Source organism: Deltaproteobacteria bacterium, assembly GCA_026388545.1.
Classification (GTDB): domain Bacteria; phylum Desulfobacterota; class Syntrophia; order Syntrophales; family UBA2185; genus JAPLJS01.
On record JAPLJS010000044.1, the window covers coordinates 19,109 to 38,450 of the forward strand.

Genomic DNA, 19,342 nt, shown 5'->3' on the forward strand with positions numbered 1-19,342 from the left:
GTTAAATACCTATAAAAATCAAAGCAGAACCCCTTATCTCCCGCCTATGGCGGGTGATAACTTAGGAGGATACGGTGAACTTTCAGGAATTGATATTCGCCCTCGATAAGTACTGGGCGGACTATGGATGCGTCATTCAACAACCTTACGACCTTGAGGTAGGAGCCGGTACCTTCAACCCCGCAACGTTTCTTCGGGCGCTTGGTCCCGAACCGTGGAACGTTGCGTATGTTGAACCTTCCCGAAGACCCACCGACGGAAGATATGGAGAGAATCCAAACAGGTTGCAGCATTACTATCAGTATCAGGTAATACTGAAGCCCTCCCCCCTCGATATACAAGATCTCTACCTCAACTCTTTGAGGAGTTTCGGCATAGACCCCCTCGATCATGATATACGCTTTGTTGAAGATGACTGGGAATCTCCCACACTGGGCGCCTGGGGGCTCGGATGGGAGGTCTGGCTCGATGGTATGGAAATAACGCAGTTTACATACTTCCAGCAGTGCGGCGGCATCGACCTTCACCCCGTAAGCGGTGAACTGACGTATGGCATCGAGCGCATCGCCATGTACATACAAGAGATAGACAATGTATACGACCTTAAATGGAATGACCAGGTCACTTACGGGGATGTGCACCACCATGGCGAGGTAGAATGGTCCTTCTACAATTTCCAACACGCAGACGTTGAGATGCTCAGAAAATTTTTTGACATGTGCGAGGCCGAATCCATCAGGATGGCCGAAAAGGAACTGGTTCTGCCCACATATGACTACTGCCTCAAATGTTCCCATTTATTCAACCTCCTGAATGCCCGGGGTGCAATAAGTGTAGCCGAACGAACAAGCTACATAGGCAGAGTGAGAAACCTGGCCAAGCTAAGCGCCGAAGGTTATCTCAAACAGCGGGAAAAGATGGGATACCCCTTGATGGGAAAGATGAAAAAACAACTAGATCACAGATAATAAATTATAAAGTCCTGAAAGATACCAAAAATAAATTCCAAATACTTATAAGCACTTAGAGTGTAGATTTTTGAAATTATGATTCGATTAAAACTGGAGATGATTGATGAACAAGGAACTTCTACTTGAGATAGGAACGGAGGAAATACCATCGGCCTTCTTACCAAAGGCTATCAAAGACATGGACGATATCATCCGGAAGGAATTATCCCACAGGCGCATCCAACACGGCGATATCAAAACGATGGCAACACCCCGAAGGCTTTGTCTTTGTGTTGCCGACCTATCGAGTAAGCAGGAAGACCAGCTTATTGAAAAGATTGGCCCCGCTAAAAGAGTTGCCTTTGATGAAAACGGAAATCCAACCAAGGCCGCCGCAGGCTTCGCAGCGGGACAGGGAATAGACGCCTCGGAACTGGAGGTGGTCACGACGGAAAAGGGTGAATATATCTGCGCACGAAAAAAAATTGCCGGTGGAGACACGAGAGCCCTTTTACCGGAAATTCTCACGAAATTCATCACATCGCTCCCTTTTAAGAAATCCATGCGCTGGTCTGACCTGGAAATTCGCTTTGCACGGCCGATTCACTGGATACTTGCTCTCTATGGGGATGAAACGATACCATTTGAGATCGGAAATATCATGAGCGGAGACAGAAGTTATGGCCACCGCTTCATGAGTTCGAAATCATTTAAAGTCAAGAATATGAAAGATTACATAACAAATTGCAAAAAGCACTTTGTTATTGTTGATCCTGAGGAGCGGAGAAAAATTATACTTGCGGAAGCCGAAAAAACCGCAAAGACGGTTAACGGAAAAATATTTTATACTGAATACCTTCTCGAAATAGTAACCTATCTTGTTGAATATCCGACGGCTGTCTGCGGAAGCTTTGACTCAGAATACCTGAAACTGCCCAAAGAGGTTCTCACGACCTCAATGATTTCACACCAGAAATATTTTCCTGTCGTTGATGAAAAGGGAAACCTACTGCCATATTTTATTACCATAAACAACACCCTTGCCCGAGATCCGTCAGTTGTCGCCCGCGGTAATGAAAAAGTAATACGCGCAAGGCTATCTGATGCGAAATTTTTCTTTGACGAAGATCAAAAAAAACCTCTTGATCATCACTTTGAGAAGTTGAACCAGGTTGTATTTCATACCCAGCTGGGCACTTCCTATGAAAAGGTCATGCAATTCAGAAAACTTGCCCAATACATAACGGAACAGATCGATCCTTCTCTCAAAGATACGGTTGATCGCACAGCCGTCCTTGCCAAGGCCGATTTAGAAACGCAGATGGTCTATGAGTTCAGTGAGCTTCAGGGAATTATGGGGCGAGAATATGCATTGATAGCCGGTGAAAAACCTGTCGTGGCAAAGGCCATCCATGAACACTACCTTCCAACATCGGCAGGAGGTGAACTGCCGGAAACGGATGAGGGCGCCATTGTCAGTATTGCAGACAAGATGGACACTATCGTCGGATTCTTCGGCGTTAACCTGATTCCCACGGGAACGGCAGATCCATACGCATTGCGACGACAGGCCATCGGAATTATCAATATAATCATCAACAAGCAGTACCCCCTGAACCTGGAGACCATAATCGATAAAAGTCTTTCGATTCTTGGCGATAAACTGAAGAGGCCGCATGAGGAAATCAAGACGGATGTGCTCGAATTCTTCAAGGGGAGATTTGAAAATCAACTCATCTCCATGGGACGGCCCTATGATGTAGTAGACGCCGTTCTTGAGACCGGTGCGTCGGATATCGTTCGATCCGTTAAAATAATTGAGGCGATGGAAACGTTCAAATCCCATGCGGACTTCGAGCCACTGGCGATTGCCTTTAAGCGCGTCGGTAATATCATAAAGGATTTTAAAAACGGAACCGTTGATCCCTCAAGGTTCGAAACCGATGAAGAAAGGCATCTCCACAATGCATTTTTACGCACGAACAAGAATGTGGTTAACTATATTAAAGGAGATGACTATCGTTCTGCATTGATTGAACTTGCCGCTTTGAGAAAACCTGTAGATGATTTCTTTAATAACGTCCTGGTAATGGCAAAAGACGAATCTATACGATTTAACCGCCTTTCTCTTCTCAAGGAAATATCGAAGATTTTCCATATGATCGCTGATTTTTCAAAGATCGTCACGGAATCCTGATTATCTTTATTGTAAAACCCAGCCTCCGCCACTGTTTCTGTAATATTATACCGGGCGTGTTGCTGCTATTTTAAGAAACAAGTTTATATTGAATTATTTTTCATTCTGATTTAGCATGGTAACACTATAAATAATTCATGCTTAATAGCTAAACAATCAATTTTCATACATACTCTATGGAAATAAATACTCTTCAAGTAGGGAAAAAAGCAGTGAATGACCCTCTGATGGGCAGTCAGCAGGCCGCTCTTGAGGAGCAATTGCGCCTCCGCAAGGCATTGCAGGATATTACAAATCGTATTCATGCTGCACAGAACACGAAGCAGATACTTGTGGATCTGAGAGACGGTATTCTCAACCTCTTTGACGCCCATTCAATCACTATCTACGTGGTGGACAAATTAAGAAATGAAATCTATTCCATGTTCCTCGTCGGCTCTCAGCTTAAAGAAATCAGGGTACCCATCAGCAATAAAAGCATCGCCGGTTACGTGGCCAACAGCGGGATATCAGTAAACATAGCAGACGTTTATGATACGACGGAGCTGAAAAGTATTGATAAAGAGCTGTCCTTTGATTACAGCTGGGACAAGAAATCCGGTTTCAGAACAAAACAGGTTCTGGCAGCCCCTGTTTTTTACGATAAGACCCTCAAGGGAGTAATACAGATACTGAACAGAAAAGTCGCCGGTAAATTTACAGAAGATGAACAGGGTTTCTTACTGGAGATTGCCGATGTTTTGGGAATCGCCCTCAACAATCAGGAAAGGTTCGTCAAGAGGAGAAAAACAAGGTTCGATTTCCTCCTTACTCGCGGTTTACTCAAAGAAGAAGAGCTGGATAACGCATGGGATAAATCGAGAGAAGAGAAGGAATCGATGGAAACCTTCATGATGAATAAATATAAAATATCGAGGGATGATATCGTTAAGTCTTACGAAGAATATTTCCGCTGCAAAGTCATACCATTCAATGATAAATTCCCGATCCCGGGAGACCTGTTAAAGAATTTAAAGAAAGAATTTCTCCGCCGCGAGATGTGGGTTCCTCTTGAAAAAGTGGAAGGAAACATTCACGTCATTCTGGATGATCCCAACAACATCCTAAAACGGGATACGATTGAAAGTATCTTAAAAACGAAAGCTGTTAAATATGATGTAGCCTTTACAGAAGACATTATCAAGTTTATCAATCTTTTTTTCTCATCACACGAAGATGAGCACTCGATGGATGACATTCTGGGGAAAAATCTTGATTCTGATGAGGATATTGAAGAAGAAGATGGCGACGTTATTACAGAATCAGACAGTGTTATCATGCAGATTGTGAACAAGATCATTAACGACGCATACGGACGGCGCTCATCCGATATTCACGTCGAACCAAATGTCGGCAAGAAAAACGTGGAAATCCGTTATAGAATCGACGGAGACTGCATGCTGTACCAGACCCTCCCCTACAGTTATCGGGCTGCCCTCGTTTCAAGAATAAAAATCATGTCCAATCTCGATATCACCGTAAAGAGACTCCCTCAGGACGGAAAGATAAAATTCAGGCGTTCCGGTGGTGATGAAATAGAACTTCGTGTGGCTACAATCCCTACTCAGGGCGGCGTAGAGGACGTGGTCATGCGAATACTCGCCAAGGGCTCAACCATGCCTCTTGAAGCCATGGCGTTATCGGAGAGAAACTACAAGGAACTTGTCAGTATTTCTGAAAAACCCTACGGTATGATACTGGTTGTCGGTCCAACCGGTTCCGGGAAAACGACAACACTCCACGCAACATTGCACCATATCAATACCCCGGACAAAAAAATCTGGACGGCGGAAGATCCCGTGGAAATTACCCAGTATGGGCTCCGTCAGGTGCAGGTACAGCCCAAGATAGGATTCGATTTTGCCGCTGCCATGCGCTCCTTCCTCCGTGCCGACCCGGATGTCATCATGGTCGGTGAAATGAGGGATTTTGAAACAGCAAAAACCGGCGTTGAGGCATCACTGACAGGACACTTGGTTTTCAGTACTCTCCACACGAACAGCGCCCCTGAAACCATCGTGAGGCTTCTCGATATGGGGATAGACCCCCTGAATTTCGCGGACTCTCTCCTGGGCATCCTTGCCCAGCGACTGGTGAGAACCCTCTGCAAGAATTGTAAAGAGGCATACCATCCGACGATCGAGGAATATAACGAAATAGTGGAAAGTTACGGGTCCGAGTCTTTCGCAAAACTCAATATTCCTTATACCGACGAACTGACCCTCTACCGTCCGAAGGGCTGCGGCTCCTGCGACAATACGGGGTACAAAGGAAGAATGGGTATTCACGAACTCGTCATCAACACAGACCAGGTTAAACGATTGATCCAGAAGCATGAATCCGTTGAGGTGATCCGCGAAATGGCAATATCCGAAGGAATGACCACACTGCTTCAGGACGGTCTCCAGAAAGCATTCACGGGGCTCACAGACGCAAAACAGGTCCGCAGGGTCTGTATCAAGTAAGCCCACGATAATCTGACGAGTGAAGAAAAATTCTTTCGTTAAGCTTGACGGTTTCCTCTCTGCTCTCCACGCCCAAAATGGTGCTCTTATAAAAATCAGGTAAGTTTGTCTTTCCAGGCGATGAGCTTCTGCAAGGCCTCAATGGGGGTCATATTCAGGATATCCAGTGTCTTCAATTCGCTTACGATTATATCTTCCTCATCCATGAAGAGGCTTAACTGGGCCTTGTCCTTTGGCGCCGATTTCCTGCCGCGGGCAATCTTCGGCATACCGACCTCGTCGAATTCACCCTTTTCAAGGTTTTTCAGGATTTCTCTCGCACGGGTAATAACCTCATCGGGCACCCCGGCGATCCTGGCCACCTGGATGCCATAGCTCCGGTTTGTTCCCCCTTCCATGATCTTTCTAAGAAAGATGATCCTATCCCCCCATTCCTTGACGGCGATATTGAAATTCTTTACCCCCTCCTTCGTTACGGCCAGGTCGGTCAACTGGTGGTAGTGGGTGGCAAAAAGAGTGCGCGCCCCGATATGTTTCTCGTCATGAATGTATTCCGCCGTCGCCCAGGCAATGCTGAGGCCGTCGAACGTGCTGGTCCCCCTCCCCACCTCATCAAGGATAATCAGGCTTCTGCGGGTGGCATTCTTCAGGATACTGGCTACTTCATTCATTTCGATCATAAAGGTGCTCTGTCCCCTCGCCAAGCTGTCCACCGCACCGATACGGGTAAATATTCGATCCACAACACCGATACGCGCCTCCTTTGCCGGTACAAAGCTTCCCATCTGGGCAAGAACCACAATGAGTGCAATCTGCCGGATGTATGTCGATTTTCCCGCCATATTGGGACCGGTGATGACGAGAAGGCGGCTGCTCTCCAGATCAAGATAGATGTCATTGGGTACAAAGCCGTCCGGCAGAGGCATCCTCTCCACAACGGGATGCCTGCCATCCTTTATTTCAATCCTGCCTTCACCGTCAACAACGGGGCAGCAGTAGCTGTACCGCTCCGCAACCTCCGCCAGGGATGTGACGGCATCCAGGCCGGCTATATGCGAAGCCGTGGTCTGGATCCTTTTTATTTCCTTCGAAATCTCTCCCCTGATCCCCACAAAAAGATTATATTCCCGTTCTCTCCGGCGGTCTTCTGCATTGAGAACCGTGTACTCATATCCTTTCAATTCCTGATTGATGTACCGTTCGGCATTCACGAGGGTCTGTTTTCGGATATAATCATCGGGAACGGATCCGGTGTTTGCTTTGGTAACTTCAATGTAATACCCGAAGACACTGTTAAATCCTACCTTCAGAGAATTGATCCCCGTCCTTTTTCTCTCTTTTTCCTCGAGGGCTGCAATCCATTTTTTTCCATCCCTGCTGATTGAGATCAATTCGTCAAGTTCTCGATCATAGCCTTCTTTAATGATACCCCCTTCACGAATTGTCATCGGAGGATCGCCGGCAATAGCTTTTTCAATCAGGTCAAGGATATCCGGCATCTCGTCGATCCCTGCATAGATTGAGAGTAGCAGGGGTGATTCCAGATTACAGAGCAGTCCCCTGATTTCCGGCAGGGATTTCAGCGATGTCTTCAGCGCAATCAAATCACGCCCATTGGCGACACCCATAGACACCCTGCTTGCGAGTCTTTCAAGATCATAGACACGAGAGAGGGCCTTTCGCAGATCTCCCCTGAGTATATGATGTTCTTTGATTTCAGACACCGCGGCCAGTCTTTCTTTGATCTTTTCAGGATACATAAGAGGATAATTAAGCCACCACCGGAGCCTTCTCGCTCCCATTGACGTGACTGTGTCGTCGAGAATATGAAAGAGAGACCCTTCTTTACGGTTGTCCGTTATGGTTGCAAATAATTCGAGATTTCGCTTGGCAACATCATCCATGACGAGGTAACTATCCGTCTCATACCACTCGATAGCGTTAATATGACCGAGGTGGTCTTTCTGCGTCTCTTCCACATATCGGAGGATGGCGCCGGCTGCGGCTACCGTGGCCGGATGTTTTAATACACCCTCTCGATTCAAAATATCGGGAGGAAAATACTCTCGTAACCGGGCCACAGCCGCATCATGATCAAAATAATCAGGTGAAAAATAATTTATTCTGAAACGGGGTTCTCCCTGAAATAACGCCTTCACAATAGCCTTTTCCGGAAAGTCCTCCTCGACAATGACTTCCCGAAAATCGAGACCGGTTATTTCCGCTATGAAGATATCCCTGTCTTGAGATTCCGTCACCCGGAACTCCCCTGTAGATATATCAAGAAATGCCAGGCCAAACCTGTCTTCTCTGCACGCGAGCGCCATCAAAAAGGCATTTTCCCTGATGTTCAGGTTATCTGCATCTACATAGAGCGCAGGCGTGATAATGCGCACCACATCCCTTTTTACAATGCCCTTTGCTTCTTTCGGATCTTCAGTCTGCTCACAGACAGCCACCTTGAAACCCTTCTCGATGAGCTTTGCGATATACGATGAGGCGGCATGGTAGGGGATTCCGCAGAGGGGAATGCTGTCATCTTTTCCCTTGTTCCTCGAAGTGAGAGTAATCTCCAGAATTTTTGAGGCGGTGACGGCATCTTCAAAAAACATCTCATAGAAATCCCCCATTCTGAAAAACAGGATGCAGTCCTTGTGCTGCTCCTTGATTTCCAGGTACTGTCGCATGGCGGGGGTTACATTCATCGTGACGGTCATTCCCACCTGTCACCCTTTCTCTTTAAGTCGATATAATCCACCCGCTCTACCCTTCCCCTGTCACTGATGAAAGAATTGAGAAGCCAGCTTACGACGCTGATAATGAGGGAACCGAACACGGCTGTCCAGAATCCGTAAACCTCAAAACCGGGAATAACCCCTGATGCCATCTTCAACATCAGGGCATTGATTATAAAGGTGAAGAGTCCAAGCGTCAGAATGTTAATGGGCAGGGTGAGTAGTATCAGAATAGGTCTGAACAGAGCATTCAGGATTCCCAGCGCCGCTGCTGCAAAGAAGGCAGAGAAAAAACCACTGATGTGGATACCTTCCAGCAGGTAGGAGGCAATGATAATTGCGACCGTCAGAATCAGCCAGCGTATTAAAAATCCCATCATGAATACTCCTAATCAACCTTGGTAAATTGTTCTTTCATTGCGCCGCAGACAGGGCACTCGTCAGGAAGGATGCCATCGGATACATAACCGCAGACTTTGCAGACATAGTATGTGGTTTCCCTCTCCTCCATGACATGGCCCATCGCCTCTTTATAGAGCCTGGCATGGACTTCTTCCACATCCTTACTTTGGCTGAAGTGAAGCACAGCCGCCATATTCCCTTCTTCTTCCGCCTGCTTGACGAACTGATCGTAGGCAACTTCGGCAACTTTCGACTCCGATTCAAAGCTTGCAGCAAGATTTTCCTCTGTGCTTTTCACTCTCCCTAAAACCTGAAGGGCACGCGCTCCGTGGATTTCTTCAGAGAAAGCAATTACCCGAAAGAGTTTGGCGATCTGGGGGTATCCCTCCCCTTCCGCCTTATCGGCGAAAACTTTCAGCCTCAGCGCGGCCTTGGCTTCACCCGTATACGCTTGATACAACGCATCTTCCGTTTTACTAGCCATTGTAAAAACCTCTCTTTACTTTAGCAGCCCACCACATTACTCAGGAGCAAACTCGTCTTTTCCCGCCCCGCATATGGGACATACCCAGTCATCGGGAAGTTCTTTAAACGGAACACCAGGCGGAAGATTGTTCTCCGGATCTCCCTTGGCTGGATCATACACATAGCCGCACACACCACATACATACTTTTCCATTTTTCCATCTCCCTTTCATTATTAGTAGATCAACAAATGTATACTCCACCATCTCCTTACAAATAGTTTTAAAGAATTGCAACAATTACAGGGCAGTGCGGAGGATGGATGTCTCCTTTCGTTAAAGAAAGTGAAAATGATACGAACATTTATTGACAAGAAGATTGTCTTGTACTATAAGGCGCACCTTAAATCGACTTTTTAATATCCACTTTGGAAGGATTTATCAAGATTTTTCATTAAAGCGGGAAAACGTATAAGACGATAGTTGACTTTAGAAAGATCTTATACTAATGAGGACAAGTTAAATTGACTAATCCCCGGTAGCTCAGTCGGTAGAGCAGATGGCTGTTAACCATCGGGTCCGTGGTTCGAGTCCGCGCCGGGGAGCCAAACATAATAAGGCCCGTTTCTAAAACGGGCCTTTATTATTTTTATTTCCGATGCGTGGATGAGAATTATCTGGCATATTTACTAAAGTTCCGACTTTAAAAAGGATAGTTCCATGAAATGTGTTATTTGTAAACATGCTGAAACTAAACCAGGTACAACAACTGTGACACTGGAACGCGATGGTTTTACCTATGTTGTAAATGGTGTTCCTGCCCAGGTATGTCCCAACTGCGGTGAGGACTATGTAAATGAATCAGTAGCTGGAGAGCTTCTCACAACTGCGGAGCAGATGGCCAAGGCCGGTGCACAGGTTAACATCCGCCAATACAGAGCCGCATAGATTTACTCAAAAAAAGAGCAGATTTTATTTACTCACTACCTGAAAAACTAATTTCTCCAAAAGTAAATTTACAATCGGTATTGTGTCCCCCGAAATCCCCCCGGATTCCCCATAAACCGGACAGTTTATGTGCTACAATACAGGACAGTTTACTTGCTTCTGACACTGTTATGACAAATTCACTTGACATGTAACCAATTTATGATTACAATATAACCATGTACAAAGTTTTGGTCAAAAAGAAGACCATCAAAGAGATCGAAAAGCTGCCGATAGCAGTCCAAAACAAACTGGCTATGCTTATCGATGATTTGAAGGAACGGGGGCCAATCAGGTCTGATTGGCCAAACTATAGTAAACTTGAAAAGAATACATACCATTGTCACCTTGCTTATAAATGGGTGGCTTGTTGGTATTGTGAAGAAGATTCCGTTATTATCGAGGTGTATTATGCAGGCAGTCGTGAAAACGCCCCATATTGAAATTAATATCAAGGGGGAGATGATACCTCAAAAGCTGATCTATCTTTTGCAGGAAGAGTACGGCGACGACGTAAAAGTTACCGAAAATGACGAAGATGATCTGGTCAACGTCGTTGAGACGCAGTGGTATAAGGGAATTAAAGAGAAACTGACGCCTGGCGGCGTAATGAGGATTTATCGGGAGAATCGCTCAATAACACAGACCCGGTTAGGCGAACTTCTTGGAGGGATTCCCAGGCAGCATGTTTCCAATATGGAAACCGGTAAAAGGCCGATCAGCCTAAACACCGCCAAGAAACTGGCGAAGCTTTTCAATATTCCTATTGAAAGATTACTGATGTGAAAGTTGATGCGAAATAGAAACAGGGTAGAATTAGGAGACAGATTTATTTTACGCTGGAAACAACCATTACCAAAGCTGGGCACTCCATACGAGTGTCCCAGCTTTGTTTTTTTATACAATACCCACCATATTACTCGGCAAATATTGCCGGGTGCAGACAGGGAGGAGACGCATTTGCTTCCCATTGTTCATGGTACACACCCGTCATTTCTAAATTATCTGTTTGAATACATTGTAAAATCAGCATATTGGCGGCATCGCTGAAATGGGCTTCTCTGGCATACAGTTTGCTTCCAAAAAGATTGGAGAAGATTGCATGCTGCGGGGGTGTGTCATTATCCAGTGCTCGAATCACTGCCACTGCGGATTATATACTCTCAGAAACAATGAACATTAAGAGGATAGAGATAAGATCATGAACGAATATCCTGTCTCTGTTTTTTCTGCACGGTGAATCATGGACATTAAACCGCCGAACACCCAAATTCCCACTATTGTTCCTGCTGTATACCAACGAGCTGTCCAAACACTGCAACGCGCTGCCCTTCAAACCTTGCCGGTTTCTCCTGATGATATTATCCATTGTGTCGAAATAAATACGGGCAAACCTTCTCCTGCAAACACAAATATAATCAGATATAAACCTTCAGATAATCCTCCCATAAAGGGCAAAGGAACATTAATAGATATATTGATTTGATTTGATATCTGCATCCATACATTAACATTCCCCAGAGCAAAATGTCCGGCATGTATGACGTGCCAATAAACCAACCCTTCAACCCTGATGTTATTATTAGATCATGATAAACGTACTTTCCCGCCCCGTGTTACATAACCGTGAGCTACTAACACTTTCCTTATTTATTTAGCTTTATGAAATCCTGCGGAAGGTATGCTGAAGCGGAATAAATCGTTGATGGAATGACGGATGCTCAATATAAAACTTATAACTTAATTTCTAATAACGCAAAAAAATGAAAAGAATAATTTTTATCACTTTTATTCTCTTATTATTTTCGTTGGTCATTTTAAGGATAGGCGCTTATTTAATCCATGATACTAGTAAATCCGAATTTAATAATTATTGACTTTCTTTTTTAAAATCATCTTGCCTTTTTTTCATTTCTTCCATAAGTTCGTCAGCCTCTTTATAAAAAATATGAATAATCGGTGCATCGTTTTGATTTGCTTTTTTACATATACGAACTAATTCGCTATAGTAATCCATAGCTTGATGGTATCCATTTGCTCCAGCATATTTATGATAATATTTAATTTTATCCAACCGTTCCCTTGCTTTGGATATACTGTTGCTCATATTTTTAATCCTTATGATTGTAATTTATAAAATATTTTGGTACTCGAGAGATATAGTTATTCAGGGACTTCGCCCATTTTCGCTATAGTTGCCTCCACGAGATATCCAGCCATTTGTTCAAGAGACGGCAAGACCTCCGCCACATCTTCATATTGAGATGTTGTCGAAAACAGTATATTTCCTGTTTCGACGCTCAATAATTTGCACTGGAACGTAACTGTATGGGTTTTTGAAAACAGTACGCCTCTTTTTTTATAGCTGATAACTTGACCTATGAGGACGGATCGAGCGCCGACCATGCGTCCTATCCTTATGGCGGTACTATCATCAGTTAAACCGGAAAGCTGAAATTGCTGCTCGTTAATTATGTCACGTATATTCATGCGATTGACAACACTGCATTTAGTCGTTGGAATCAACATTTCAAAATAGTTGCTGATTACTTTACCGGCTATCTGCTCAGATGAATAATCAGGCGGGGCAAATTCCAGTACAGCTATCGGACATGTCGTGCTTATCATTAGAGGCTGTGGTTTGTGGTAAACAATGTATGGCTTGCCCGCACACGCCGTCATTGCCAGAGATACGAAAAAAATTGATATTGCCCGTAGGAATTTCATTTTTTATTTAATTTAAACCTCTTTTTACCGGTTTTACAATCCCTGTACTTGCATATTTTTCTGATATAAATTCCTTTTTTTAGCGGTTTAAGTATAAGGGATTAGCTGCTTATATGTCAAGGCAATTAGCCACTGCCAATTTTCACATCCACCGGGCAAGCCAAAAATTTACGAAGGGGCCATCATGGCCCCTTTTTTAATTTCACTTCCCCCAAAGAAGGAAAACCATTCTCTCTAATCACACTAAGACACTACCGATCTTTCCAGTAGCAACTCGAAGCAATGAAGCCCTTTGCCGCCCGTCGCATCCTGGCACATAATCCACTGTCTCAGCTTTTCGATTGCCCGGTTGTTCTCAATTGCTTCACGGCTCATTTCGACACCTTTTCTAAGGCTGTCAGCTTTCCCCGCCGTATAGAGTATCGCGCCGGCATTCAGGCATGTAAAATCAATACACGCCACATGCTTCTTTCCGGAAAGAACCCGGACGAAGCGCAACGCTTCATCTGCGGGATTGTCGAGTGAGGCTATCTCATCAAAAGGTATCTGTTTCAGGCCCACATCCTCAGGGTGGAGAGTGTATTCACTCTGCGAATGACGAGTAAATTCAAATACTCCGGTTTCTCCTGATACGGAAAGCTCGTCCATGCCATACCCCGAATTCGCATCCTTCCCGTATACGACCATTCCTCTTTCATAGCCTATTAACCGCATGACCTCAGCGGCTTTATGAAGCAATTTCTCCGTATATACACCGCGCAGGCAGAGGGTCGGTCTGCATGGATTGGCAAGAGATGCGGCAATATTCAACGTTGAACCGAAACGTATCTGGCTGAGTATTCGGCCGAGGGCTCCCGGATGCACTTTCGGGCTCATGCCGTTGAAAAGTCCTATTCCGGCCTTTTTTATGCTGTCTCCCACAACTTCCACATCGCATTCAACGTCTATGCCGACAGCTTCCAGAACATCAACAGTACCGCAGCGAGAGGTAATCGCTCTCGCCCCGTGGCGGGCCATGACGACACCGCACGCGGCGGCAACAACGGCAGCCGCACTGCTGACATTAAACGTCTTCAGCATATCCATTCCTGTCCCCGAATTTTCAAACAGGGCATCCGGCAGATCAGGCGCCACATGGACTGTATCCAACTCATCAATAGCCGTCCATGCCCCGACGATCTCTTCAACCGTTTCCCCTTTGGCTACAAGTGCGGCCAGGAAAGCGCCCTGCTGCAGGTCAGGCTGCCGGTTAAGGAGTACCTCCCTGAACATCCAGTATGTTTCATCCCGCGACAAATCCTGCCCCTCGATCAATCTCTGAATCTTTGTTCCAAAATCCTTTATTCTTGAAGCTTCCATCATATCCTCCTGAACCTAAATAACTATAGATACCATTTTTATTTTATTTCTCTACCTACACGGAAACTGGCGTCAATGTAAAAGACAGGCGGGACGCCTGTCCTACCCCTCGGCAGGGCGGGCGTCTTGTCCAACACCGTCGTTAAGACCGCTTGTCTATGGATACAGGAGTATCTTCCTGCACTCCCGTTTTTCCAGCAATTCGAGGGCATGTTCGAGTTCCCACAACGATATCCTGTGAGAAATCATATCAATTACGTCTATTTTTCCCGTTCCGATATACTCCAGCGCACGTTCACCATGGCGATACGCACATCCGTAGGCGCCTGTAATGGTCTGTTCGAAATAATGGAGCTGATTGAAATCGACATTGATGACGGACCTATCGGGGGAAAGTCCTGAAAATACGACAAGCCTCCCGCGCTTGTTGAGATGATTCAGCGCCTGACGGTACGCTTCTTCCGAACCTACCGCCACGATACAGACATCAAAGCTCATTTCAGGCGGAGTCAAATATCCGTGCAGAAGGGAGCGCCGTCTTTCATCAGGCTCAATTATAAAGGGTCGGGCTTTCATTGCAATGGAAGCACGATGGAGAAGAGTGCCTGCCGTACCTCCTCCCCATATTCCTATCGTTTCGTCCGGTGTAATGTCCGCCAGTTCAAGTGCATTGAGGCAGCATGAGAGCGGCTCGGCAAAAACCGCCTCTTCGTCCGACAGGGTTTCGGGAATTGCAATAAGGCTTTTCTCTGGAGCAACGACGTACTCCGCAAAACCCCCATGACGGTGGAACCCCATGATCTTCATATCCCTGCACAAATTCTCAGCCCCGGCCCTGCACTGACCGCAGTAACCGCAGCTTGTACCGGGATAGACGTATACACGCTGACCCATCGAATATTCGGTGACGCCATCGCCCAATCCACATACAGTTCCTAAGACCTCTTCACCCGGAATGCGGGGAAGAACAAGATCCCTGTGACCGGCCCGTATTATTTTCAAATCCGTTCTGCAAAGACCGGTAACATTGACATGCAGCAAAACATTGCCTGCAGCGGGCTTGGGAACTTCGATTTCAATAATGGCAAAGGAACCTATTTCATTAACCATTACAGCCTTCATGAATCCTCCTCATCAGGTTAGTAAATAAAAAAAGGGTTCCCGCGGATGGAAACCCATCCACAGGAACCCTTTACCATTAGATTCCCCGATATATCCGCCTCAGCAGGTCTTCTGGCTCTCGGATCATCCATCGGGCGGCCGCCTTCCCATCAGGGTGTTCCCGACAGTGGCGTTTCCTTATTCGCAGCCCATGTCCCCGATTACAGCGGCGGGACCGCCACGGTTTTTCACCGTGTTCCGGAATGCTGAAGCACTAATATTTAGAGTAACTATTTGAGAACTATGTTTCTTGGCGCATGACCATATAAGAAACGAACAGGTATGTCAATGAGAAACAACCACCCCTTTTTCCACACGCAATCCTGCCGGCACGTATATTAAGATTATAATTTTATTCATTGTTCTTTTTCTGAAGGTTTATCCTTCAACGAAGGGGAACTTTCTCGCTCATCACTACCTGCACTACTGTCGGCAGCTTTTGGGAAATGTTCAGCCGTAGTATCTCTGGTGTCCGATGGTAATGGTTCCTGGGGTGTTGCCTGATGTTCTTCATCAGCTCTCTGTGGTTCACTCATCACCTCTTCGTATTCCGGTATTACAATACCCCTTCTCACCATTATCTGATAGATTCGCTCGGAGCGGTTCTCAACAAACTTCGATGTACCTGTGGGATTGTACTTTCGGGGATTAGGAAGAACGGATGCCAGCCGCGCCGCCTCTTTGGCCGTCAGTTCTGATGAGGGTTTTCCAAAGTAGTTGCGGGCGGCAACCTCGATTCCAAACATACCCTCACCCCATTCCGCAACATTCAGATAAAGCTCGATAATCCTTTTCTTGGAAAGATTTTTCTCTATTCGCCAGGTGAGGATGGCTTCCTTTATCTTGCGGACAGGATTTTTTGAAGGAGTCAGATACAGGTTTTTTGCGAGCTGCTGGCTTATCGTACTGCCGCCCACCGCAAATTTCCTCTTTTTGATGTCTTTTTCAATGGCCTTTTGCATGGCTTCATAATCGAATCCTTCATGAGTCCAGAATTTGTCGTCTTCTGCAATCAGCACCGCCTTGATTACATAAGGAGAAACCCGCGACAGGGGTATCCATTGCTGGACGATCTTTTTCTTTTTACCCTGCTTTTGCCACTCATCTTCCCGATACTCCATGAAAGCCGTTTTTTTCGGATATGACTTCTTCAGCTTTTCCACATCAGGGTAAATAAAATACACACCAATACTTAAAAAAAGTGCAGATATACTGATAACAATAAGAATTTTTAATAATTTCTTCATTATCACTAAACTTTTGAAACCATATGACCGAATAGTAAGGATGAATTATTTAAGAAATTTCTGCCGAAAAAAATTTAAGTCAAGTTGTTTTTCATATACCAAATTATAGCATAATGAAAGTAAAGCTTTGATTCAACATAAGCAAAACTCATCTTTATATACTAAAATGCCTTATATTGTGGCTGTACAATGATTTGATTTCATTTGATTTTCTTCAATACTGTTCATTTGGGCGAAGAATTGCTTTGACTTATGAAACTTTTTTCTGTAGAAAGTGTTGTTAGCTTTTCTGTGTGCAGTTTGTCATCCATTGTCAAAATCTGTGCACCGTTAACAAAATGGGGATCCCCCGAATGAAAAAGAGGAGGTGCTTCATGATGAAACGGCAGATTTTCCTATGGATGGGACTGATTGTCCTGTTCACTGCATTTTGCCTCAGTCAGGAGGTTTTTGCAAAGGAATATAAAGTCAGACGTGGCGACTCTCTCGCCAAGATTTCAAAAAAGCTCGGTGTTACTACTCAGGCCTTGATGGAAACCAATGGTTTGACAAGCAATGCCCTCAAACCCAAACAAGTCCTTATCATTCCGGATAACGGCAAGAAAAAAATCGCAAAATCAAAGAAGGTTCATTCCAATAGAGCGGATTCCTATGTAGTCAAAAAGGGAGAGACCCTTCAAGTCATTGCGAAGAAAACCGGCTACTCGGTTAATGAAATCAGAAGGTTAAATCATGTAAATGCAAGATCCTTGAAAATAGGGCAACGGCTCGTCCTGACAAGGCATGGCCCCGTGAGAGAGTTGGCGGTGGCGAGAACTGATGAAACAGATGAATTTGTCGATGACGATGATCTGCTGGGTGACGATGAAGACCTTGTCATGAATGATGACTTGGTGAAAGCGGAAAATGACATTGAGACAAGCTCTGAATTATTAGGCACATGGAACAGCTCCCATGAACGGTCATTATTCATCCGGGTTGCCAAAGGATTTATGGGCGCTCCTTATCGATTAGGGGGATCATCCGTCAGAGGGTTAGATTGTTCCGCATTCGTAAAAAAGATTTATGAATTTTTTGACGTCAGCCTTCCCCGAACAGCAAGGGAACAGGCACATGTAGGGAAGCACGTATCGAGAGATGAGCTGAAGGAAGGTGACCTTGTCTTCTTCAATACGAGACGGGCATTTGGCCATGTGGGAATATATATCGGAAACAACGAATTCGTTCATGCGTCATCTGGCCGGGGGAGAATGGTCAGGATAGATACGCTCGACAAGCCTTACTACGACAAACGCTTTGTCAAAGCCGTCAGAATTAAAGGGTTGGATGGCGGAGTATAATTCACCGCAATGCCCACAGTGTAAATAAAATATTTAAAAAATGGGACATACAAGTGTCCCATTTTTTTTACTTCACCACATCTATCATGACCGATCCAAAATCCACGTTCAACCCTTTTTTTATGTTGATTTATTTATGTTCCCTCTATATCCTTGGCCCCGTACTTCAGGTACCAAATGTATAAGGTTCAAGGAACAAGGTTAAAGGTTAAAGGGGCAAAAATCATATCAGTTGTGTCTGGATATTTATAAGTTAACAAAAGGATCTCCCAAAGAAGAAGGATGCTCAAGGCACTTATAAAATCATTGGAAAACAAGCACTTGAATCCTCGAATCCTGTTTGCAACTAAATGGAAGAAGAACCAAAAATATTGTATCATCTAAATACATATGAAGGAGGCTAACATGCTTAAAAAATTACTATCGTTCGGAATTATTCTAATGTTTTCCTTTTTTATGAGCGGATGCCTGGTAACCGAAGGGACGTACTTGAAGAAAGTTGCAGAGGCAGACGGTCAGGCAAAAGTACTCGCATCTCTCCAGCAGAGATACAGTGACCTTACAAAAGAAAATACCGCGCTGAAAGACAAGATCAAAAATCTGACGGCGGATAGAGATCAACTGAAAGAAGCTTTTGCCGGCGCGACCAAGGAAAAGGAAGAATTGGATAAGGTCTTAAAATCCAAATCTGATGATCTTTCAAAGATTATAACAGATATGAGACAGAAAAATGCTAACCTCGAAGCTGAAAATTCAAAACTGAAGGAAAATATTGCTGAGCTGAAAAAGAAAGAGGAAGCGGTTGAGTCTGAGAGTAATACTTATAAACAGTTGATGCAGGAAATGAAGGGTGAGGTTGCCAAGGGGCAGATCACAATTTCAGAACTCAAAGGAAAACTGACCCTGGATGTGGTAGATAAAATTCTTTTTGCCTCCGGACAGGCGGAGGTAACAAGGGAGGGGCTGGCAGTTCTGCAAAGGGTCATCGATATCCTCAAAAATGTGAAGGATAAGGCAATCCGAATTGAGGGGCATACTGACACTATAAAAATAAAAGGCATGCTTGCCAGACAGTATCCCACCAACTGGGAACTCTCGGCGGCCCGTGCCATCAATGTCACAAAATATTTACAGCAGCAGGGAATTGATCCTGTACTCTTATCCGCCACGGCTTATGGTGAATACAAGCCGATTGCAGGTAACGACACTTCGGAAGGACGGGCCAAGAACCGAAGAATTGCCATTATTCTCCTTCCAAAGGAGTGATGA

General features: G+C 45.0%; 18 protein-coding genes, 1 tRNA gene and 1 riboswitch. Of the genes, 9 read left to right on the forward strand and 10 right to left on the reverse strand.

Translation table 11 applies throughout. The features are described 5' to 3' along the window. Positions 1 to 74: 74 nt before the first annotated feature. From NTW12_04645 to NTW12_04655, 3 genes are all read left to right on the forward strand, one after another. Positions 75 to 968, forward strand: a complete 894-nt coding sequence (locus NTW12_04645) for a glycine--tRNA ligase subunit alpha (protein MCX5845634.1) — start codon at positions 75 to 77, stop codon at positions 966 to 968. A 106-nt stretch (positions 969 to 1,074) separates the two neighbouring features. Continuing rightward, positions 1,075 to 3,147 (forward strand): glycine--tRNA ligase subunit beta, encoded by a 2,073-nt coding sequence (gene glyS, locus NTW12_04650; protein MCX5845635.1) that lies wholly within the window; start codon positions 1,075 to 1,077, stop codon positions 3,145 to 3,147. Positions 3,148 to 3,359: 212 nt separating this feature from the next. Then, the gene (locus NTW12_04655) at positions 3,360 to 5,651 is read left to right on the forward strand and encodes a GspE/PulE family protein (protein MCX5845636.1); all 2,292 of its coding nucleotides are present in this window, start codon (positions 3,360 to 3,362) and stop codon (positions 5,649 to 5,651) included. A 95-nt stretch (positions 5,652 to 5,746) separates the two neighbouring features. On the opposite strand, the gene mutS is transcribed toward NTW12_04655, so the two are convergent. Genes mutS through NTW12_04675 form a run of 4 tightly spaced genes read right to left on the reverse strand, consistent with a single transcriptional unit; the run spans position 5,747 to position 9,467 of the window. Then, positions 5,747 to 8,368: a DNA mismatch repair protein MutS gene (gene mutS / locus NTW12_04660; GenBank protein MCX5845637.1), complete on the reverse strand. Its 2,622-nt coding sequence runs from the start codon at positions 8,366 to 8,368 to the stop codon at positions 5,747 to 5,749. After that, the gene (locus NTW12_04665) at positions 8,365 to 8,766 is read right to left on the reverse strand and encodes a phage holin family protein (GenBank protein MCX5845638.1); all 402 of its coding nucleotides are present in this window, start codon (positions 8,764 to 8,766) and stop codon (positions 8,365 to 8,367) included. The genes mutS and NTW12_04665 overlap by 4 nt, the downstream gene beginning before the upstream one ends. A gap of 8 nt (positions 8,767 to 8,774) precedes the next feature. Next, positions 8,775 to 9,272, reverse strand: a complete 498-nt coding sequence (locus NTW12_04670) for a rubrerythrin family protein (protein ID MCX5845639.1) — start codon at positions 9,270 to 9,272, stop codon at positions 8,775 to 8,777. Positions 9,273 to 9,308: 36 nt separating this feature from the next. Next, positions 9,309 to 9,467 carry a rubredoxin gene (locus NTW12_04675; GenBank protein MCX5845640.1) on the reverse strand — a complete coding sequence of 53 codons (159 nt, stop codon included), beginning with the start codon at positions 9,465 to 9,467 and terminating at the stop codon, positions 9,309 to 9,311. Positions 9,468 to 9,784: 317 nt separating this feature from the next. Between NTW12_04675 and NTW12_04680 the strand changes: the two genes are divergently transcribed. The 4 genes from NTW12_04680 to NTW12_04695 all read left to right on the forward strand — a co-directional run bounded on the left by NTW12_04680 (position 9,785) and on the right by NTW12_04695 (position 11,025). Further along, a tRNA-Asn gene (locus NTW12_04680) sits at positions 9,785 to 9,860 on the forward strand. Positions 9,861 to 9,972: 112 nt separating this feature from the next. Continuing rightward, on the forward strand, positions 9,973 to 10,200 hold the full coding sequence (locus NTW12_04685) for a type II toxin-antitoxin system MqsA family antitoxin (protein MCX5845641.1): 228 nt from the start codon (positions 9,973 to 9,975) through the stop codon (positions 10,198 to 10,200). 218 nt (positions 10,201 to 10,418) lie between these two features. Next, positions 10,419 to 10,682, forward strand: coding sequence for a hypothetical protein (locus NTW12_04690; GenBank protein ID MCX5845642.1), 264 nt, complete (start codon positions 10,419 to 10,421; stop codon positions 10,680 to 10,682). Beyond that, positions 10,651 to 11,025 carry a helix-turn-helix transcriptional regulator gene (locus NTW12_04695; protein MCX5845643.1) on the forward strand — a complete coding sequence of 125 codons (375 nt, stop codon included), beginning with the start codon at positions 10,651 to 10,653 and terminating at the stop codon, positions 11,023 to 11,025. The genes NTW12_04690 and NTW12_04695 overlap by 32 nt, the downstream gene beginning before the upstream one ends. A 130-nt stretch (positions 11,026 to 11,155) precedes the next feature. On the opposite strand, the gene NTW12_04700 is transcribed toward NTW12_04695, so the two are convergent. The 6 genes from NTW12_04700 to mtgA form a co-directional block, all read right to left on the reverse strand. Next, the gene (locus NTW12_04700) at positions 11,156 to 11,386 is read right to left on the reverse strand and encodes a hypothetical protein (GenBank protein MCX5845644.1); all 231 of its coding nucleotides are present in this window, start codon (positions 11,384 to 11,386) and stop codon (positions 11,156 to 11,158) included. Between the two features lie 723 nt (positions 11,387 to 12,109). Beyond that, positions 12,110 to 12,346 (reverse strand): hypothetical protein, encoded by a 237-nt coding sequence (locus tag NTW12_04705; protein ID MCX5845645.1) that lies wholly within the window; start codon positions 12,344 to 12,346, stop codon positions 12,110 to 12,112. Between the two features lie 56 nt (positions 12,347 to 12,402). Continuing rightward, positions 12,403 to 12,966 carry a hypothetical protein gene (locus NTW12_04710; protein ID MCX5845646.1) on the reverse strand — a complete coding sequence of 188 codons (564 nt, stop codon included), beginning with the start codon at positions 12,964 to 12,966 and terminating at the stop codon, positions 12,403 to 12,405. A 243-nt stretch (positions 12,967 to 13,209) separates the two neighbouring features. After that, positions 13,210 to 14,325: an anthranilate phosphoribosyltransferase gene (gene trpD, locus NTW12_04715; protein ID MCX5845647.1), complete on the reverse strand. Its 1,116-nt coding sequence runs from the start codon at positions 14,323 to 14,325 to the stop codon at positions 13,210 to 13,212. Between the two features lie 156 nt (positions 14,326 to 14,481). Beyond that, entirely contained in the window at positions 14,482 to 15,447 is a 966-nt protein-coding gene (locus NTW12_04720) for an alcohol dehydrogenase catalytic domain-containing protein (GenBank protein MCX5845648.1), read from the reverse strand. A gap of 83 nt (positions 15,448 to 15,530) precedes the next feature. Continuing rightward, a riboswitch (cobalamin riboswitch) is annotated at positions 15,531 to 15,720 on the reverse strand. Between the two features lie 122 nt (positions 15,721 to 15,842). Continuing rightward, complete coding sequence (mtgA, locus tag NTW12_04725) at positions 15,843 to 16,733, reverse strand: monofunctional biosynthetic peptidoglycan transglycosylase (GenBank protein ID MCX5845649.1); 891 nt, start codon at positions 16,731 to 16,733, stop codon at positions 15,843 to 15,845. A 374-nt stretch (positions 16,734 to 17,107) separates the two neighbouring features. Here mtgA and NTW12_04730 point away from each other — a divergent pair, with 374 nt between their 5' ends. After that, the gene (locus NTW12_04730) at positions 17,108 to 18,073 is read left to right on the forward strand and encodes an NlpC/P60 family protein (GenBank protein ID MCX5845650.1); all 966 of its coding nucleotides are present in this window, start codon (positions 17,108 to 17,110) and stop codon (positions 18,071 to 18,073) included. Between the two features lie 405 nt (positions 18,074 to 18,478). Continuing rightward, positions 18,479 to 19,339, forward strand: a complete 861-nt coding sequence (locus NTW12_04735; GenBank protein MCX5845651.1) for an OmpA family protein — start codon at positions 18,479 to 18,481, stop codon at positions 19,337 to 19,339. Positions 19,340 to 19,342 lie beyond the last annotated feature (3 nt).

What these genes read in the sequence shown, in the direction of transcription:
- NTW12_04665 (MCX5845638.1), bottom strand. Translation starts at nt 8,766, where the DNA reads ATGATGGGATTTTTAATACGCTGGCTGATTCTGACGGTCGCAATTATC.
- NTW12_04735 (MCX5845651.1), top strand. Translation starts at nt 18,479, where the DNA reads ATGCTTAAAAAATTACTATCGTTCGGAATTATTCTAATGTTTTCCTTT.
- NTW12_04710 (MCX5845646.1), bottom strand. Translation starts at nt 12,966, where the DNA reads ATGAAATTCCTACGGGCAATATCAATTTTTTTCGTATCTCTGGCAATG.
- mutS (MCX5845637.1), bottom strand. Translation starts at nt 8,368, where the DNA reads ATGACCGTCACGATGAATGTAACCCCCGCCATGCGACAGTACCTGGAA.
- NTW12_04730 (MCX5845650.1), top strand. Translation starts at nt 17,108, where the DNA reads ATGATGAAACGGCAGATTTTCCTATGGATGGGACTGATTGTCCTGTTC.
- glyS (MCX5845635.1), top strand. Translation starts at nt 1,075, where the DNA reads ATGAACAAGGAACTTCTACTTGAGATAGGAACGGAGGAAATACCATCG.
- NTW12_04685 (MCX5845641.1), top strand. Translation starts at nt 9,973, where the DNA reads ATGAAATGTGTTATTTGTAAACATGCTGAAACTAAACCAGGTACAACA.
- NTW12_04705 (MCX5845645.1), bottom strand. Translation starts at nt 12,346, where the DNA reads ATGAGCAACAGTATATCCAAAGCAAGGGAACGGTTGGATAAAATTAAA.
- NTW12_04720 (MCX5845648.1), bottom strand. Translation starts at nt 15,447, where the DNA reads ATGAAGGCTGTAATGGTTAATGAAATAGGTTCCTTTGCCATTATTGAA.
- NTW12_04670 (MCX5845639.1), bottom strand. Translation starts at nt 9,272, where the DNA reads ATGGCTAGTAAAACGGAAGATGCGTTGTATCAAGCGTATACGGGTGAA.
- NTW12_04675 (MCX5845640.1), bottom strand. Translation starts at nt 9,467, where the DNA reads ATGGAAAAGTATGTATGTGGTGTGTGCGGCTATGTGTATGATCCAGCC.
- trpD (MCX5845647.1), bottom strand. Translation starts at nt 14,325, where the DNA reads ATGGAAGCTTCAAGAATAAAGGATTTTGGAACAAAGATTCAGAGATTG.
- NTW12_04690 (MCX5845642.1), top strand. Translation starts at nt 10,419, where the DNA reads ATGTACAAAGTTTTGGTCAAAAAGAAGACCATCAAAGAGATCGAAAAG.
- NTW12_04695 (MCX5845643.1), top strand. Translation starts at nt 10,651, where the DNA reads ATGCAGGCAGTCGTGAAAACGCCCCATATTGAAATTAATATCAAGGGG.
- mtgA (MCX5845649.1), bottom strand. Translation starts at nt 16,733, where the DNA reads ATGAAGAAATTATTAAAAATTCTTATTGTTATCAGTATATCTGCACTT.